The sequence below is a fragment of the Mesorhizobium sp. WSM1386 genome, from assembly GCF_055901595.1.
The window spans coordinates 6,494,208-6,511,192 of sequence record NZ_CM148373.1; the positions used below are offsets into that span (position 1 = coordinate 6,494,208).

The following is a 16,985-nucleotide window of genomic DNA, read 5'->3' on the forward strand; positions in this document are numbered from 1 at the left end:
CGATCGGTCGGTGAAACGGTGAAGGAGAGTCCTGTGCGAATGCGCCAGACTCGCATGCGCGCTCGATAATGGGACTCCCAAATCGGGACTCTCATATTAGGCGGGAACCACTGGGCAGGGTAGCAGCGCCTCACTCATCGGTCGAATGCCGTCTTTGAGAATGATGCAACACCGTTGCAACAGATCCTTGAACTTAAATTTACATAATAATTGCGATCGCCAATCGCCGTTAATGGTAAGTTCCACGAAAGTTTAATGACAGCCCCCACCAGTCTGATGTCACCAATTACGCTCAGAAGACCACACGGCACACAACGTTGGGAGTAACAAGAATGGCAAGAAGAGCACTCATCCTGGTCGAAGGATATATAAGAAGGAGTACTGGTACATGGCTATTCGTCCAAGCGGCCCAGCGTCTTGGGTTTCATCCAATTATCCTGGCTGATCCAGCCTACTACGACTATCTTGCAGCGGGAGGAAATGAGGTAATCTCTGTCGATACAGACAATCTCGATGCGCTGATCTGCGAATGTTCCCGGCTGCGTTCGACCTATGACATCGCTGGCATTACGAGCGCCAAGGAGTCGTTTTATGCGACAGTCGGCAAGCTCTGCCGGCATTTCGATCTACCGGGACCGAACCCCGAATCCATCGAACAATGTTGCAACAAATTCACTCAACGTCAGGTCCTCGCGGAGGCCGGCATTCCAATACCGGCTTATCGCCTGGCAGTGAATATGACGGACGTAGAAAGCGCTGCCGCGGAGATCGGCCTGCCGGTGATCCTTAAGCCGGCCGTAGGCAGCGGCAGCAGCGGTGTCCGATTGTGCCGCACGGTCGATGAGCTAGCCGAACATACGACCTATCTGTTGGGCGGGCAGCACATTTGGCGGTCTTCGCCGAGGATCCTGGTCGAGGAATTCGCACAAGGCCCCCTTTATTGGGCCGATATAATGGGAGATCAGTTCATTGGAATTGGCATCGCTAACTGCGGCCCTCCACCGCATTTCGTCTATCGTGAGTGCACCTATCCGGCCCCGCTGACTGATGACGAGCATGAGCGTATCGCCCATGTTTCGTTGAGCTGTTTGCGAGCTCTCGGCCTTGGCTGGGGGCCAAGGGGCATTGAATTCCGGTGGACGATGCGTGGCCCAGTCGTCATTGAAGTAAATCCGCGGCTTCATGGCGCGCCCACTCCACAACTGATTCAGCTGGCTTACGGTATCGATCTCGTCACCGAGCACATTAAGCTGGTCATCGGCGAAGAATGGGATTTGCGCAGAAAGCATTCGCACACTGCGGCCGCGCGGTACCTAATTCCCGATTGCGATGGCACTCTCGATTGGATCGATGGCGACAGTCGGGCGGCTGGTGTATCAGGTGTCGCCGAGGTCAAATTGTATGTCGGACCAAAGACGCCGATCGTCAGGCAAGGCGATCAGCGTGACTGGATCGGACATGTCATCGCCGCTTCACCCAGCAGTGCTCGGACCGAGGCTATACTTCAGCAGGCCGTGGACTTAATCGGCTGGTCGATCACACCATTTCCGACCCTTGGCGAATAGGAACAATCTGCGGCCTTGCCTCCCGCACCAGCGCAGTTGGACGCCAAGACGGAGAGATTGGATATCACTTTCACTGACTGTACCGAAGCAAGGACTGGTTGTTGAATTCCCACGAAGCGATGGGAGAGACATATCTCCAGGTCTACTGCAGCAAGACTCAAGGCCGTAACGACGAGCGCGGTCCGATTGCTTTTCCGGCATCATCGCCAATGAGCACGACCCCAAGGCAATCGCCCCCACCTTGAGGACTCCGCCTCGTTTCGCGCCTTTGCCCGACTGCAATGCTCGTGGAGCCCACAGAAGTCGGCGCTGCAAAAGACGATCAGCGCAATCCGGCCCGAGATCTGGGAACAGATCAACCGGACCCTGCTTTTGGGCGCTCGGCAGGTGAAGCTCGAAGACGGCGCGGATCTTACAGAGTTGAGGTGCATCGGGGCTCCGATCAGGAAAAATGCTTCTGCTACCAAGACTTACCCCAAGCAGAGGTGTTCCCCGATGCGAACAGCGTGTAGCGCGGAACAGTTTGATTTTGCACCTGTTGAAAAGCGCGTCGTTGTGGCCGGCTTTGACGGCGGGACGATCACCTCGGATGCCGGCACGCTTTTGCTGGGGTTGACGGAGCGGGCGACCGGACTGGTCGACCGCTTTGCCCGCTGCTTCGTGGATGCCCGCAATCCAGGCTTGATCGGGCATGCGGTGAAGACGCTGGTCGGGCAGCGGATCTTCGCGCTTGCGCTGGGGTATGAGGATCTCAACGACCATGGCGAACTGCGTTGTGATCCGGTGCTGGCTCTGCTAGCCGGCAAGCTTCAGGCACGGCGTCACAAGAAATGCGCCGCCCTCGCCGGCAATTCGACGCTCAACCGGCTGGAACTGAGCCGGCCGAAGCCTTCGCGCTATCACAAGAGCATTGACCCAGCGGCGATCGAGGCGCTGTTCGTCGAATTGTTCGTTGGCGCGCATGCGGCCCCGCCCGAAGAGATCGTGCTCGATCTGGACGCCACCGACGATCCCCTGCACGGCAATCAGGAGAGGCGCTTCTTCCATGGCTATCACGGGTGCGCCAGCGCGGGCCCAAGGTGCGCATCGTGCTGCGCATCGATTCCGGCTTCACCCGTCAGGAGCTGATGGCCTGGTGCGAGCAGAACGCCGTCGACTACTTGTTCGACCTGGCTCGCAATGTCCGGCACATCGGGGCTGAACTGGAACAGGCCAGAGCAGAAAGCAGCCTCACCGGCCGGCCCGCCGCTTCAAGGACTTCCTGTGGGCCACGCGCAAGAGCTGGAGCGGCGCCGGGTCTGCCAAGGCCGAGTGGACGCAAGGCGAGACCAACTCGCGCGTCGTCGTCACCTCGCTCGACGCCGAGACTTGGCCAGGAAAGAGCTCTCATGCAGACCTCTACTGTGCCCGTGGCGAGATGGAGAACCGCATCAAGGAATGCCAGCTCGATCTGTTTGCCGACCGCACCTCGGCCGCCACCATGCGCGCCAACCAGTTCAGGCTCTGGTTCGCCTCGATGGCCTATGTGCTGGTCTGCGCGCTGCGCCGCATCGGCCTGGCCAATACCCGCCTCGCCAGGGCAAGCTGTGCTACCATCCGCCTCAAGCTGTTCAAGAAAGGCGCCCTGGTCAGCGTCTCGGTGGGCCGCATCAGACTGCCATGAACTCCGCCTGCCCCTTCCAGCGCGAGTGTGCCCTGACCTACGCCATACTATCGGCAGCCGCCATCTGAGCGCCCCAATCCACCCCTCCCGTCAACAACAAGGATATCGCCGATCCAAAAGAACCGCGTCGGCCGCGGCGACAGCCCTTGCGCGCAACTCATGCGCTCGCAAAAATGCCGCACTCAGACCTACGCCGGAAGACAGTGTGAAACACCCGGGCTAGACAGCACCGTGACCTCGGCGCTCATGCGTGAGCCGAGCGACAGCAGCCTGTTGTGGGATGCCGTGCGGACCATGGTGCGCCTTCTGAAGCGGATCGATACCTTGGTCGGCGGCGCCGGCCTGGAATGGCGCGATCATTGCCGCGCAGCCAAGAAACGCGCCCGCAAGATCCAGTTCACGCGCGGTCGAACCGATCGGGTCCAACTCTACCGCAGGCTGATCGCAAGCACCCGTGCGACCTTGGCCTATCTGGAGCAGGCGAGCGAGCGTTTGGCCGTGGCGAGCACACCTTCCATAGCCCTGTGGCAGATCCAGGTTCGCCATTATCGGCCGCTGGTCGAACGGATCATCAGACAGAGCGAGCGGCGGGTGTTGGCCGGCGCCCGCCGACGAGAAGTTGGTCAGCCTGTTCGAAGAGCATGCCGATATCATCGCCAAAGGCAGCCGCGATACCGAATACGGCCACAAGATCCTATGAGGAGGGTGGATAGCGACCTGCGCTGTGGCAAAGGTGAGGTTGCTAAACCCTAGACACCCTACCTTGGAGGCCGAGCATGCCCGTTGCAGCACACCGACCCGATGCGTTGACCGCCATCCGCACCGATCTTGGCGCAATTTTCGTCTCGTTGGAACTCAGCCGCTCGAAATGGCTGATCACCTCGCTGTCGCCGGGCGCTGGCGAGAAGATGTCGAAACACGCAGTGGCGGCCGGCGACGTGGCCGGCATGCTGGCGCGGTTTGCCGAGCTCAACCGGAAGGCCGAGGCGCGGACCGGGAAATGCTTTCCGATCATCGTCGTCCAAGAGGCTGGGCTCGACGGCTTTTGGATCCACAGGGTGCTGCAGGCCGAAGGAATCGAAAGCCACGTCGTCGATCCGGCCTCGATTGCCACCTCACGCCGGCGGCGTCGGGCAAAGACCGACAAGATCGACGGCGAGGCGCTGGTGCGCGCGCTGCTCGCCTATAAGAGGGGCGAGCCGCGCGTCTGCGCCATGCTGCGGGTGCCCACCCCCGAGGAAGAGGACCGTCGCCGCCTCTCGCGTGAGCGCAAGGCCTTGACGAACGAGCGGACCCGCCATGTCAACCGCATCAAAGGCCTGCTGTTTGCACAGGGTGTCTCCGGCTACGAGCCCTTGCGGCGCGATCGGCGCAGGTGCCTTGAGGCGCTGAAGACCGGCGACGGGCGTCCGCTGCCGGACCATCTGAAGCAGCCATGCCCCTGCAATCGGTTCTCGACGAGCGTGGTGCCTGTAAACGCGCTAGAATGTGGGCGGTGGCGAGTAGCGGAGACGCTAGAGCACGTCCTGTGATCGATGAATCGATTGTGATGTGACGGCGGCCTTGGCAGATGATTCAACATCCACTTTGGTGAGGTGGATGATGGGAAGATCACTGAGCGAGGATCTCCGGCTGCGGGTCCTAAAGGCGTCTGACGCGGGCATGTCGGCCCGGCAGGCTGCGGCGCGGTTTGGGGTCGGGATATCGAGTGCGATCCGCTGGATCGCGCGGGCGAAGATCGGCGAACTGGCGCCGCGGCCGCAAGGCCGCCGCCGCGCGTCCAGCCTCGATGCGCATGAAGCCTTCATCGTCGGGCTGATCGATGAGCGCAAGGACATCACGTTGAACGAGATGGTAGAGCGGCTGGAAGGCGAGCGATCGGTGCGGATCAGCCGCAGCGCCTTGAGCGCATGGCTTCGCGGCCACGGGTGGACGTTCAAAAAAAGTCCGCACACGCACTGGAGCAGGACCGCCCCGACATCCTGAAGCGCCGCCGCGCCTGGTTCGACGGCCAACTCGATCTCGATCCGGCGAAGCTCGTCTTCATTGACGAGAGTGTGCTGCAGAGCAGCGGAAAGGAGTTCGCAATGAACTAACACCGTTGCGTAAAGCTGCGTGAATGATGGGGGACGGCCCTTCGGGATCGGCTTTCAGGAGCGGGTCTCAAACCAGTCCGAGCTGCTGCGGTAAAGAGCCGTGGTGGTGAGGGCGACCGGCGTAGAGGGGGCGTGAGTCGGACATAGGCTTTCACGCGGAACTGCAGGAACCAGGCTCCTGATGCAAAGGGAGAAGCTCAAGCGGAGCAAACCGCAAGGCGAGAGTACCGATGCAGGAGACTGGGGCGGACCGACCCGTATGAGCGTTGAGGGCCCTGTAATGGGGTCGGAGCAAAGGGGTCGGATCAGGTGGTCGTATTGTTTGGAACAACTGGAAACAGGATGACTTCGATAGGTACGACAGACAAGCCGTTTCGAATTGAGAAACGTCAAGTGTACGAAGCTTACAAAGCGGTCAAAGCCAACCAGGGCGCAGCCGGGGTGGACGGGCAGACCCTGGAGATGTTCGAGAAGGACCTTGCGGGAAACCTCTACAAAGTCTGGAATCGGATGTCCTCAGGTACGTACTTCCCACCGCCGGTTCGCGCTGTCTCCATTCCGAAGAAGAGTGGGGGCGAAAGGGTTTTGGGTGTGCCCTGTGCCCACCGTCAGCGATCGGATCGCACAGATGGTGATCAAGCAGATGATTGAGCCGGATCTGGACTCCCTCTTTCTTCCGGACTCCTACGGTTAGAGACCGGGAAAATCGGCTCTGGATGCCGTCGGCGTGACGCGTCAGCGGTGCTGGAAGCATGACTGGGTTCTGGAATTCGACATCAAAGGGCTGTTTGATAATCTTCCGCACGACCTCTTGCTGAAGGCGGTCAGGAAGCACGTCACGTACAAGTGGGCTCTGCTGTACATCGAAAGATGGCTGGCAGCGCCGATGGAGAAGAACGGAGAAGTCGTCGGGCGAACATGCGGTACTCCGCAAGGTGGCGTTGTCAGCCCGATCTTGTCGAATCTCTTTATGCACTATGCATTTGATCTGTGGATGACGCGGACGCATCCTGACCTTCCATGGTGTCGATATGCTGACGATGGCCTTGTGCACTGCCGGAGTGAACAGCAAGCCGAAGCCCTCAAGGCGGAGCTTGGTGCTCGACTGGCGGCATGCGGGCTTCAAATGCATCCGACAAAGACCAAGATCGTCTATTGCAAGGACCAAAGGCGCAGGGGCAAATACCCGAATGTCGTGTTCGACTTCCTCGGGTATCAATTCCGGCCGCGACGGGTGGCGAAGACACAGCGAGACGAGTTCTTCTGTGGCTACACGCCTGCGGCCAGCCCCACGGCACTGAAATCGATGCGAGCGACGATTAAAAGCTTGAACATACCGCGGCAGACGCCGGGGACGCTGGCTGAAATCGCCCAACAGCTCAATCCGCTCCTTCGGGGATGGATAGCCTATTACGGCCGGTTCAGCCGTTCGGCCCTGTCCACTCTGGCTGATTACGTCAACCGGAAGCTCAGGGCGTGGATCATGCGCAAGTTCAAGCGCTTTCAGTCCCATAAGACGCGTGCCAGCCTCTTCTTGAGAAAGCTGGCACGGGAAAATCCCGGACTGTTCGTGCATTGGAAGGTGTTCGGAACGAATACGTTCGCCTGATGGGAGCGGTGTGAATCGAGAGGTTCACGCACCGTTCTGCGAGAGGCCGGCAGGTGAAATTCCTCCGGCCTACTCACCCCGGGCTGTCGACCAAGATGGCCCGTCTGCGGGGACGTGCGCCATGCGGTGAGCGCTGCCGGGCCGGCGTGCCGCACGGCCATAGGAAGACGACCACCTTCACCGGCGCGCTGAGGTTGACGGGTATGACCGCACCATTCGTCTACGACGGTGCCATGAACGGCAGTGTGTTCCTTGCCTATGTCGATCAGGTCCTGGTCCCGACCCTGGCGCCGGGCGACGTCGTCGTGATGGACAACCTGCCGGCGCACAAGGCGGCAGGCGTGCGCGACGCGATTGAGGCCGCAGGCGCGAGCCTGCTGTACCTGCCGCCCTACAGTCCCGACTTTAATCCGATTGAGAACGCCTTCGCCAAACTCAAGGCGCTGCTGCGAGCAAAGGCCGAGAGAACCATCAAGGCTCTGCGGGACGCGGTCGGCGCGGTCGTCGACCTCTTCACCCCAGCCGAATGTGCCAACTACTTCAAAGCCGCAGGATATGAACCGGATTAAACAGGACATGCTCTAGTCTTACTGCGTCATAAATTGCGAGCCTGACGCGGACTGTCCATTGCTCGTATGCAGCACGGACATCGTTGCAGACGGTTGGCCAGGGCCACAGTCAGGCGTCGCCTGACGGTCGGGATCGAGGTCGGGACGTGCCGCTCTGGTCGGATCGGAGGATCTGCGGGGTCGATAACGGTCGGGAAGACCAGGTGTTTGGCGGCCCTGGGCGCGAGCTGGAGCCGAGGGGGGAATCGTCTCCCTCACAGCGACCAGGAAGCCATAGGCGGCGATGCAGAGACTGGCGTGGTGGTGGAAGCCCCGCCACCCTCGGCCTTCGTAGTGGCCCAGTCCCATCTCCTGCTTGAGCTCCTGATAGTCTCGCTCGATCCGCCAACGCAGCTTGGCGGTGTCGACCAGCTGGGTGATCGTAGCGTTGGCCGGCAAGGTGGAGAGCCAATACTTGCTCGGCTCGATCTCGCCTTCAGGCCACTCGATCAGGAGCCACTCTTCGGCGTGAGCCTCGGGCCGATTGTAGTCCCTGGAAGCCGGCCGCAAGCGCACGGCGGCGAAGCGGGAATTGAGCTCGGTGTTGGTTCCTTCACGCCAGGCGATCGTGCGCCAGGTCTCGGCGTCGAACTCCTCGGCCAGGGCCTTGGCCGATATCGGCTTGTGTTTGTCGGTTCGGCCGACCCGAGACGGCGGCCGGCCTCTTCCGCTCCAAGGTTTGGGCGGCAGCGGGCTCTCGCCTGGGCGCCAGACGCTGAGGGTGGGCTGAACGCCCACCACATAGGTCAGATCGAGCTCGGACAGGCCGGCGCGGAAACTACCGTCGGCGCCATATCCGGCGTCGGCCAGAACAACGCCGGGCGCGACGCCTTCGGCCTTGGCCGTCCTGATCTGCTCGAGCGCGATCTGCGGCTTGGTCTGGAACGTGATCCCTGTCGGAATCTTGGCCTTCTTGCGTTGTTCCGGATCCTCCGCCCAGCTGTGCGGGAGATACAATTGGTAGGCGATCGGAAGCGAGGCTGTGTCATTAGCGATCGACAGGCTGACCGCAATCTGACAGTTGTCCTGCTTGCCCAACTGGCCGCAATACTGGCGCGCTACGCCCACCGAGTGCTTGCCCTTCTTGGGAAAGCCCGTGTCGTCGACGATCCACGCCCGGATCGGTCCATCCTGCTCGATCCGTGGAAGGACCCAGTCGCGAACCCGCGCCAGCAAGGCCGCGTTCGACCACGGCGCCTGTCCCACGAAATGCAGCAAAGACTGATGCTTGGCCGCCACCCGCGACGGCGCCGTGACGGCCGCCAACGGCTCCACGCTCTTGCGCTCCAGCGGCATCAGAAGTCCGAGGCAGTAATCCTTCAGAGGCTCAGCTCGGTCGGCGTGGCCAATCACCCCGATCAAGGCATCGACATAGGCGTCGAACGCCGCTTCACTCTCCGCTGTCCAGTTGCTCATGGCGCGCTTCCCTGATCACGAATCAGCACGCTAACAAATCCGCAACCAGCGCGAATCCCCCGCATCCGCGACTTTCAGTAAGATTAGGGGAGCGCTGTCCGCGATATGGGAGGGTGCCGCTGGATCTGAGCACGGAGTACACCGGACTTATGTGGCAACGACGTTGCCGGATCCTAGCGTTCTGAAGAGACGCGTTTGCACCAAATTTCGTCGTCAAATGAAATAGAAATTAACAAGTGGCGTGGCTGAGACCTATTCATGTCCGTGAAGCCGCGCTGGCGGGGCGTGGCCGCGTATTTCGCGACGACGCGCTCATTCTTTGGCCACCCGACGAGGGTCGATCATTGGGTCAAACCGTCCTTTTTGTGACGGTTTTCCCTGGGGGCCGCGCAGATTTCAAGTTGGGAGGGGCGGAATGCTGATGCGATGAAGTGGAAGGCAACGAGTGGCGCGTCCGGTGATCCTAACGCAGTCTCGTGCGCCTGGCGCTCTGCAATCCTCTTCCGGCCAAGAACCTGCTAGTGGAAGCTCCTTGCGAAGGCAAAGAACGCGCCGCCATCGTCTGGACTGAATCATCCGAGGCATCAAGCTTCTTTGCTTCGGCCTCGCATCAAGCGGCGGTCCTCGAATCCCATCTTTGCGTAAACCAGTGGCATAAACCACGGCGTTCCGTTGAAGAAAGGTATCCATTTCGGAGGCCTAAAGTCGAACGCGGTGCGCCCGGCTTCGTGATCGCCCAAAACCTGTTGCGCGATCTTCATGCCCAACCAACGCGCCCAGACGACTCCGGATCCGCAACAGCCCGTCGCGTAAATTACGTTATGTTTCCTGAAAACACGCGGAATCATATCCCGATGCATCGCCACATAGCCGAACCAGCTATGCGAGATTGACACGTTCACCAGTTCAGGGAAGATGCGCGTCATCTCCACCCGTAGATGGTCCGTCGGCCAAGCGGGATCGCCGGACACGGTCCCATCGCGCCCCCCGAACAAAATCCGTTCTCCATCCGGGGAAGGGCGGTAGTAGTAACTCAACTGGCGTCCGTCGCTGTACATCATGCGTGGGGGCATTAGCCGCGCGATGAGCTCACGGGGCAAGATTTCGGTTGCGATCATGCGACTTCGGACCGGAACAATTCGGCGGCGCAACCAGCTATCAGATGCATCTGTGTACCCGTTGGTGCAAACGAGAACCTGTCCGGCGCGGATCTTGCCGCGCGGCGTGGACACCGCACAGCCGGCGCCGTCGCGCTCGATCGATAGGACAGGCGTGTTGCCCTGCACCACGGCACCGGCTTCGAGCGCTACGCGGAGCATCCCGGCGTGGAACTTGGCGGGATGCAATCCCCCGATATCCATGCGCACTTTGCCGCCTCGGTAGAAGTCGGTGCCTATGTATCGGTGCTGCTCGGAGCGAGGCACGGCATAAGATTCAATGTCCAGTGCTTTAGCCAAGGTTTCGGCGCTCCGCGCCGACGCATCATACTCAGCGCGCGTCAACGTACCAGAAAAGTAACCCGAAAGATGATAGTCACAGTCAATCCCTTCTTCCGTGATGAAGCGGCGCAGATCCTCTCTCGCTTCCTTGCCCTCCGCCTGGATTGCAAGCGCCCTTTCGTGGCCGAACCTCCGGACCAATTCAGCATAGGGAAGACGAATGTTGCCGCTGGTCATACCGCCATTGCGGGTGGACGCGCCTTCGCCAGGATGCTGTCGGTCAAGCACGAGCACCGAGCGTCCGGCCCTTGCAAGTGTAATAGCCGCGCCCAACCCTGAATAACCCGCGCCGACGATCAGCGCGTCGACCTCAGTCGGCAGGCTCTGTTCCGACAAACTAGGGAGCGGGGCAGCCTCCCACCAGTACGGTGTGGACTTTACGATTGAGATGATCATCGGGTTTGCATGAGGCTTCGCGGTCTAACGCCAACAGAACGTGCTTTGGATGAGGCAAAGTCGCTAGTTAGATATCGAACTGTTACGACCTAGATCATTCCTGTACGCACCAGATTTTGGTAATCTGCTCATCGCTATGCCATAGGCATTTCGTCCCAACAGGTACTAGCACCGTATCTCCTGCGGCAACAGAAAATGCAGTTCCATCCTCGTCGGTTAGGACTACAGATCCAGCAACGAAATGCATCAACTCCGTATACGTGAAGGGTGCGATTTTGCGGGAGTAGGCATCCGCAGACCAGACGCCCGCGGAGAAACCTGTAGTCTCCTCAGAATACCAAGTGTGGTTGGACGTCCTAGGAACGGGTCCTAGGAGCAGATCGACCTTAGAGAAGGTCGTCGGGGTAAGGCTATGGTTCAAGTCAAATCGCACAATCTCTTTCGCGCGGACCGGACTGCCGCCGCCATCAGAACGGGAGTGCATGAAGATTTCCAGATATGAGGCGAGATTGGTCGATACGGCAACGACGGCCGGCGGGAATGACAGCGCAGTCGCCCGAGCGCAAAAGGACCTCCGATTCCCCTTCACCGATAATGCCCAATTCGCCACCCAGAACAAGCACCAACTCGTCCCCGTTGAGTGCATCGGTGTCCCTCGGGGAAGGTGTTTGGCGGAGTAGCCCGAAGGAGCATCGATCATCCGCACTCGCATGAAGATAGACACACTGGGGACTGTCAAGACCGGTCGGGGCCTTCGACTCCGCATCACGAAAAATCTCGCCCTTGGCGGAGATTTTGAGCATCTTCGTCATTGGCGGTCCTCTTTGACGATTTGGGAAGCCGGTCCGCATCGCGCTCGACTCCGGTTGATTTCAAGACGATTCGTACACTGTATTAACTGACGAGCCGGAAGAAGATGCCACATGCTCTTTGCGTCAAGTCTGACTCGTTGCTGCCGACTTAATGATAAGGGATACGACCCCCATACCGCATCCCTCCAATGTTTCACTAACGCGAAGATCAGAAATTCCAGTTGGCCGCTACAGCACTCAATCTGACATCTGGGGAAACTGTTCCATGAGTCCAGCGTAGATCGATTGTATCTGACCCTCTGTCGTGAGATCTTTATGTTGTCCACTTTCTACAGCCTTGAAGATCGAATGCTTAGCCCAATGACGCCAAGGGATCGAAGTGGCTGATAGCACGCTGGTTAACGCTTGGTAGCGAGCCTCGGTCCAAACAGTCTCGAAAGCATTTCGGCCCTCACCATAGTCAAAGGCACCCCGCTCACAGGGAGAGCGCCTAAGGGATTCTCGTTTGTGTTGGGTCACAACAAGGTCAGGCTGGCCATCGACAATGACGACGCCATAGTCTCGTTCGGCGGCGGCGATGGAGATCAAGCCACGTTTGACATCAAGGGCAACGAGATGAGGATCGCGCTCAAGGGGGCTACCCCATCCCCCGCCCCCTGGGCCAATGACACGGATAACATCCCCTGGATTACATTCGACGATGTCGCGGTTTCCGAGCTGTTCCTCTGCGGCAGATTCGGGATTTTTTGTAAACGATGACGTGCTGCCAGCGCGTCCGCCACCAATACCCCACGACGACATCACTGAAGCATTACGATTTCGTGCCGTAACTACTGTTCCAGGAGCGGAAACCTTAAACTCCATTACCATTGCAGAGCCACCGCGCCAGCGGCCCGGTCCAGAAGTGTCCGGTTGAAGGCCATACTTGCTGAAGATTATTGGCACTTCGATTTCATTGATCTCCACTGGCGTGTTGCGGAGGTAAGCATTGTGACCGCCAGATCCTTCGGAGCCATCGCCGGATGGCATTCCCCCGGCGCCACCGAGGACCGGTCCAACGGACGCCATGATTGAGAGATTCTTCTTACCGATCGTACGAACATTCATAATACTCGAACCGTAGGCGCCGGCCGCTGGCATACGATCCGGCATAGCCTTCGCGAACGCACCGAACGTCGCCTGTTGCGCGATACAGCACGTTAAGCTGCGCATACCAACAGCAGCAGGAGACACAGCATGCATGACTGTTCCAACGGGAAGAACGGCTTTCGCGACTTGAAGAATGCCGGCGTTCAGAAGCAGACGGTTGTCCAACGTATATAGGACGTAGGACAGCCCGATCATCGCAAGTGCGTGCCGCTCATGTCCGCCAGTGGGTATGTTGAGAGACGAATGGAGTTGCGGATCGCTTCCCGAAAAGTCCATTATGAGACTTTCATCCTCGACCCTCAACGTAAGCGCGATACGGCACGGAACGCCGCCGTCAGAATCTTCGTCGATATACTCCGCATGAAAGTATTCACCGTTCGCAATTGAGCGTACCACCTGCTTTGCCTGCTCAGTTCCGTAATCTAGTAGGCTGTGTATGCCTTTTCGAAAGCTGTCAATACCGAAGCGTTCTACAATCTCTTTTACGCGACGTTCACCAACCCCAACCGACGCGATCTGTGCTTTGAGATCCCCCCAGTTCTGAGCAGGAACCCGAACATTTCTCTCCATGACATCAACTAGAACTTGATTAAGTATTCCGCGCTCGATTAGTTTAGTCGGCGGTATTCGGAGGCCTTCCTGTTGTATTTCGGTCAGCTTACGGGACAAGGTTGCAGGGACGGCGCCACCAACATCGGTGTTGTGGATATGTCCAGCGACAAAGCATACTATTTGCCCATCCACGAAAACCGGCTTCCAGATGTGTATGTCGGGTGTGTGAGTGGCAACCGATCCGCTATACGGATCGTTCGTTATGCATATATCGCCCTCTTCATATGAATCTATAAGCCGAATTACAGGTCCATAGTCCAGGCCAAGGAACCAGGTTGCCCCGAGAGACTTAGGCGATGCAAATGTCGCGCCTTCGGGTGTAAGAAGGCCACACGAGAAATCCTCAGTTTCCTTAACGAAAGTGGAATGCGCTGTACGCAAAAGCGTATAGGCCATAGCCTCGGCTGCCGCAGAGCAGTAGTCCGCGAAAATCTGAAGAGTCATACGGTCCATTAAAGTGCCTCTTTGGTTAAGCGCAGATTCCCGAACTCATCGACGCGACCTTGCCACCTGGGTGGCACTACAGTTGTAGTGTCATCCTGCGCTACTACTGCCGGCCCCTTTATCTTCTGCCCTGAACGTAAATCTGATCGACGATACACCTCGGTGTTCATTGGCTCGCCTGAAAACCAAGCGATACGAGTGGACTGAGGCTGAGCCGGATCGTTGCTTGGAGAGATCCGTTCGAGCCGCGGTTCCCGCTTCGGGACCCGCACGACCAGCCTGAGGTTGATTACTTGGACAGTCGCTTGGGGATCGGAGTGCGCAAACATCTCATGATGGCGCTGATGAAACGCTGCCGCCATTTGCAAATGATCAGCCGAATCAATCACGGATTTATCGAAAACGGTCTCGATCTCGAAGGATTCCCCAGCGTAGCGCATATCCGCGGAGTAAATAATTTGCACTCGCCGGTATACGCTTGCTCTTCCTTTAGCCATGCCCGCGCTCGCTCTTCCAACTCGGCCCATCCATTACGGAAATCATTGACCGCAGATGCGTCGAGGTCCGCAAATCTGGAAAGAATAAAGTCATTTTTGATGTCGGCAACCAGGCCGCCAAGGGCGCTAAGGACACCTGGTGTGAGAGGCACAAGAACCTCTGGTACGCCGACAGATTCGGCTAGCGACGCTGCGATCATTGCCCCGGCACCCCCAAAGGCCACCATCGTGAAATCGCGAGGATCGACACCAAACTGTGACAACAGGGCGCTTACGCCATTGTACATACCCGAGACAGCGACCTTCTCGATGGCTTCAGCAGTCTGTTCGACGGTACTTCCTAGCCGCTCCGATAGTGGCGCAAGTGCCGCGATCGACGCCGCCCTGTCGACATGAACGTGACCGTACCCTAGCCCTTCGCCACCGATAATATTCCGTGCCACGAACGAGTCCGTGATGGTGGGGCGTGTACCCCCACGGCCGTAACAAGCGGGCCCAGGAGTAGATCCGGCGCTCTCAGGGCCGACCTTGAGCACGCCGAACTCGTCGACGGACGCGATCGAACCACCTCCGCTGCCGATAGACGCCACTGAGACAGACGGAATAAAGATCTGGAAATCTCCGATTATTTCCCCAACGCCGTACTGAGGTTGCCCGTCGAGAATTAGAGCAAGGTCTGCGCTGGTGCCGCCGATATCGAGGCTCAGGGCCTGCCGCACGCCGGATGTCCGGGCCACATAGGCTGCTCCAATTACGCCCGAAGCGGTGCCAGATAGTATCATCTGGATGCACTGCGATTTGCCTTGCTCCGCCGTCATCACCCCGCCGTTGCTCTTGGTTATGTACGGCTGGCACGTGACACCTACTTGCTTCAGCGCCTTCTGCAGGGAGCCGATATAGTGGGCAACGCGCGGTTGAACGTAGCTGCTGATCGTTGCCGTGATTGTACGCTCATACTCGCGTACAATCGGCCAAACCTCACTCGATAGGAAGACAGGAAAATCTGGAGCGAGTGACAATGCGATAGCTTTCGCCGTCCTCTCATGCTCAGGGTTGCAATAACTATGCAGGAAACTAACCACCACACCGTCACAGCCTGCCGCACGCGCTTCGAAAATTGCACGCTCCACGCTAGCGGGGTCAACGGGCAAAAGGCATTTACCATCCGCCCCCATGCGCTCTTTAATAGAGAAGACCCGGTCGCGAGTGATTAACGGATCTGGACGGCGCGAAAACAGGTCGTACATGTTTCTTGATTTGAGCCGTGCCAGCTCCAATACATCACTGAAACCCTCGGTAGCGAAAAGCCCGAGTTTCAATCCGTTTCGTTGAATGACTGAATTGACGCCGACGGTCGTGCCGTGGGTAAAGTATGAAATCGCTGAGGGGGCAATTCGGTAGCGGGTCTCAAGCTGACGGATGCCTTCGATTACCTCTGCGCCAGGATCATCGGGCCTGGAGAAAACCTTAAGAGCGCGTAATTCGCCTGTTTCGTCGTCAATGACGGCGAAGTCCGCGAAAGACCCCCCGATATCGACACCAATCTGATAGCCCATTGCCTAGATAAACCTCTTGCTAGCATCAGAAAACTGGTCAACGGGCCTGCTGCTTGCACCGATCAACCAGCAGCCAGAACATTGCATTGTTGAAGGGAGACTTTCGGTCAAAATGCTCCCCATTTCGGAACAAATATGCTCGCCATCGGCTGTATCTGAAACATATCGGCGGCTTGTCCGGGATAGCGCCTATGTGACGAGACCGGCCGGGGAGGAAATTTCTGGTTGACTTTAACCTTAAGGAGGGACCGACGATGAAATACTTCATTGAGTGATCCGAGACAGGGATCCGATCCCCATTCTGGCGGATTGCGTGGGGAAAATCGATTGCCGTGTCATGCCGCTAGCCGCGCACCTTAAGGTATGTGCTAGGCAATATTCACTGAAGAACGGCTGTTCCTAGGCCGCTCGTTGTATGAGCACAAAGCGACTTTAGCTGAAACCGCGAGCCCAAACGAGCTTTGATCAAATGCGCCGGCATGTCACATGCCAGACCCCGATATCACCGGGCTCACCGTCCACCCCATCGCCGCATCACAGCGATGCCGCATCATCCGGGCTAAGCGGGCTGAACAGATCTGCCGGCGACAGTTCCGCAGAAGCAACCAAAAACGTGGTCTGTGGCCCACCGCTATACATCCGGCTGTAGCCAGAGTATCCCAACCGAGTAAGGTCATTGATCGAAGATCTTATTCACAATGCAGGGAAATTCCGTATGCCGAACGTGATTGATGAGTCACAAGGAAATGCATCTGGGGGGCGAAAGCTGACGGCCGTCGACGTGATCGAGGCTCGTCCGACCTGTTCATTTCTGTGCGGCATCCGGGCCAAATTCGATCCCAACAACGGCCCGGAGTTCGTTGCGAAGACCCTGAGCGAGCGGGTTGCGGCTGGCGGGCCAAAACAGCCTCAAGGAGGTTGAGATCGTTCTCGAAGGATGGCGGCAACACTATAACATCTGTGCGGCCACGTCCCTGGGCTACAGCCTCCGGTGCCAGAATCGCTTTCGTCGGGCGCGCAAGCAGACCAAGATTCGCTTTGGGCCGGCCAGCACACTCGGCGC

General features: G+C 58.5%; 10 protein-coding genes and 7 pseudogenes. 10 read left to right on the top strand and 7 right to left on the bottom strand.

Annotated features, from left to right (window positions below):
• Window positions 1–332: 332 nt before the first annotated feature.
• The 9 genes and pseudogenes from AC0NIH_RS31625 to AC0NIH_RS31665 form a co-directional block, all read left to right on the top strand.
• Window positions 333–1,565, top strand: a complete 1,233-nt coding sequence (locus AC0NIH_RS31625; RefSeq protein ID WP_473469547.1) for an ATP-grasp domain-containing protein — start codon at window positions 333–335, stop codon at window positions 1,563–1,565.
• 237 nt (window positions 1,566–1,802) lie between these two features.
• Window positions 1,803–1,970, top strand: a pseudogene (locus AC0NIH_RS31630) (ISNCY family transposase); the annotation flags it as partial.
• 90 nt (window positions 1,971–2,060) lie between these two features.
• Window positions 2,061–2,692 (top strand): annotated as a pseudogene (locus tag AC0NIH_RS31635) (transposase); the annotation flags it as partial.
• A gap of 134 nt (window positions 2,693–2,826) precedes the next feature.
• A complete protein-coding gene (locus AC0NIH_RS31640; protein ID WP_473562756.1) occupies window positions 2,827–3,228 on the top strand; it encodes a transposase in 402 nt (133 codons plus the stop codon).
• Between the two features lie 219 nt (window positions 3,229–3,447).
• A pseudogene (locus tag AC0NIH_RS31645) lies at window positions 3,448–3,922 on the top strand (ISNCY family transposase); the annotation flags it as partial.
• Between the two features lie 82 nt (window positions 3,923–4,004).
• A pseudogene (locus AC0NIH_RS31650) lies at window positions 4,005–4,658 on the top strand (IS110 family transposase); the annotation flags it as partial.
• A 172-nt stretch (window positions 4,659–4,830) separates the two neighbouring features.
• A pseudogene (locus AC0NIH_RS31655) lies at window positions 4,831–5,297 on the top strand (helix-turn-helix domain-containing protein); the annotation flags it as partial.
• Window positions 5,298–5,666: 369 nt separating this feature from the next.
• Window positions 5,667–6,933 (top strand): annotated as a pseudogene (gene ltrA / locus AC0NIH_RS31660) (group II intron reverse transcriptase/maturase).
• A gap of 80 nt (window positions 6,934–7,013) precedes the next feature.
• A pseudogene (locus tag AC0NIH_RS31665) lies at window positions 7,014–7,502 on the top strand (IS630 family transposase); the annotation flags it as partial.
• Window positions 7,503–7,520: 18 nt separating this feature from the next.
• Here the strand turns inward: AC0NIH_RS31665 and AC0NIH_RS31670 are convergent.
• From AC0NIH_RS31670 to AC0NIH_RS31700, 7 genes are all read right to left on the bottom strand, one after another.
• The gene (locus tag AC0NIH_RS31670) at window positions 7,521–8,957 is read right to left on the bottom strand and encodes an IS701 family transposase (protein WP_473469619.1); all 1,437 of its coding nucleotides are present in this window, start codon (window positions 8,955–8,957) and stop codon (window positions 7,521–7,523) included.
• Between the two features lie 584 nt (window positions 8,958–9,541).
• Window positions 9,542–10,852 carry an NAD(P)/FAD-dependent oxidoreductase gene (locus AC0NIH_RS31675; RefSeq protein WP_473469621.1) on the bottom strand — a complete coding sequence of 437 codons (1,311 nt, stop codon included), beginning with the start codon at window positions 10,850–10,852 and terminating at the stop codon, window positions 9,542–9,544.
• Window positions 10,853–10,946: 94 nt separating this feature from the next.
• On the bottom strand, window positions 10,947–11,336 hold the full coding sequence (locus AC0NIH_RS31680) for a cupin domain-containing protein (RefSeq protein ID WP_473469623.1): 390 nt from the start codon (window positions 11,334–11,336) through the stop codon (window positions 10,947–10,949).
• Window positions 11,320–11,664 (bottom strand): cupin domain-containing protein, encoded by a 345-nt coding sequence (locus tag AC0NIH_RS31685; RefSeq protein WP_473469625.1) that lies wholly within the window; start codon window positions 11,662–11,664, stop codon window positions 11,320–11,322. The genes AC0NIH_RS31680 and AC0NIH_RS31685 overlap by 17 nt, the downstream gene beginning before the upstream one ends.
• Window positions 11,665–11,901: 237 nt before the next feature.
• A complete protein-coding gene (locus AC0NIH_RS31690) occupies window positions 11,902–13,878 on the bottom strand; it encodes a hydantoinase B/oxoprolinase family protein (protein ID WP_473469627.1) in 1,977 nt (658 codons plus the stop codon).
• Entirely contained in the window at window positions 13,878–14,366 is a 489-nt protein-coding gene (locus AC0NIH_RS31695; RefSeq protein ID WP_473469629.1) for a hypothetical protein, read from the bottom strand. Before AC0NIH_RS31695 ends, AC0NIH_RS31690 begins: the two co-directional genes overlap by 1 nt.
• On the bottom strand, window positions 14,255–15,922 hold the full coding sequence (locus tag AC0NIH_RS31700) for a hydantoinase/oxoprolinase family protein (RefSeq protein WP_473469631.1): 1,668 nt from the start codon (window positions 15,920–15,922) through the stop codon (window positions 14,255–14,257). Before AC0NIH_RS31700 ends, AC0NIH_RS31695 begins: the two co-directional genes overlap by 112 nt.
• Before the next feature lie 676 nt (window positions 15,923–16,598).
• On the opposite strand from AC0NIH_RS31700, the gene AC0NIH_RS31705 reads away from it, so the two are divergent.
• Window positions 16,599–16,844: a hypothetical protein gene (locus AC0NIH_RS31705; RefSeq protein WP_473469633.1), complete on the top strand. Its 246-nt coding sequence runs from the start codon at window positions 16,599–16,601 to the stop codon at window positions 16,842–16,844.
• Window positions 16,845–16,985: the final 141 nt, after the last annotated feature.

What these genes read in the sequence shown, in the direction of transcription:
- AC0NIH_RS31625 (WP_473469547.1), top strand. Translation starts at nt 333, where the DNA reads ATGGCAAGAAGAGCACTCATCCTGGTCGAAGGATATATAAGAAGGAGT.
- AC0NIH_RS31670 (WP_473469619.1), bottom strand. Translation starts at nt 8,957, where the DNA reads ATGAGCAACTGGACAGCGGAGAGTGAAGCGGCGTTCGACGCCTATGTC.
- AC0NIH_RS31675 (WP_473469621.1), bottom strand. Translation starts at nt 10,852, where the DNA reads ATGATCATCTCAATCGTAAAGTCCACACCGTACTGGTGGGAGGCTGCC.
- AC0NIH_RS31680 (WP_473469623.1), bottom strand. Translation starts at nt 11,336, where the DNA reads ATGCACTCCCGTTCTGATGGCGGCGGCAGTCCGGTCCGCGCGAAAGAG.
- AC0NIH_RS31685 (WP_473469625.1), bottom strand. Translation starts at nt 11,664, where the DNA reads ATGACGAAGATGCTCAAAATCTCCGCCAAGGGCGAGATTTTTCGTGAT.
- AC0NIH_RS31690 (WP_473469627.1), bottom strand. Translation starts at nt 13,878, where the DNA reads ATGGACCGTATGACTCTTCAGATTTTCGCGGACTACTGCTCTGCGGCA.
- AC0NIH_RS31695 (WP_473469629.1), bottom strand. Translation starts at nt 14,366, where the DNA reads ATGGCTAAAGGAAGAGCAAGCGTATACCGGCGAGTGCAAATTATTTAC.
- AC0NIH_RS31700 (WP_473469631.1), bottom strand. Translation starts at nt 15,922, where the DNA reads ATGGGCTATCAGATTGGTGTCGATATCGGGGGGTCTTTCGCGGACTTC.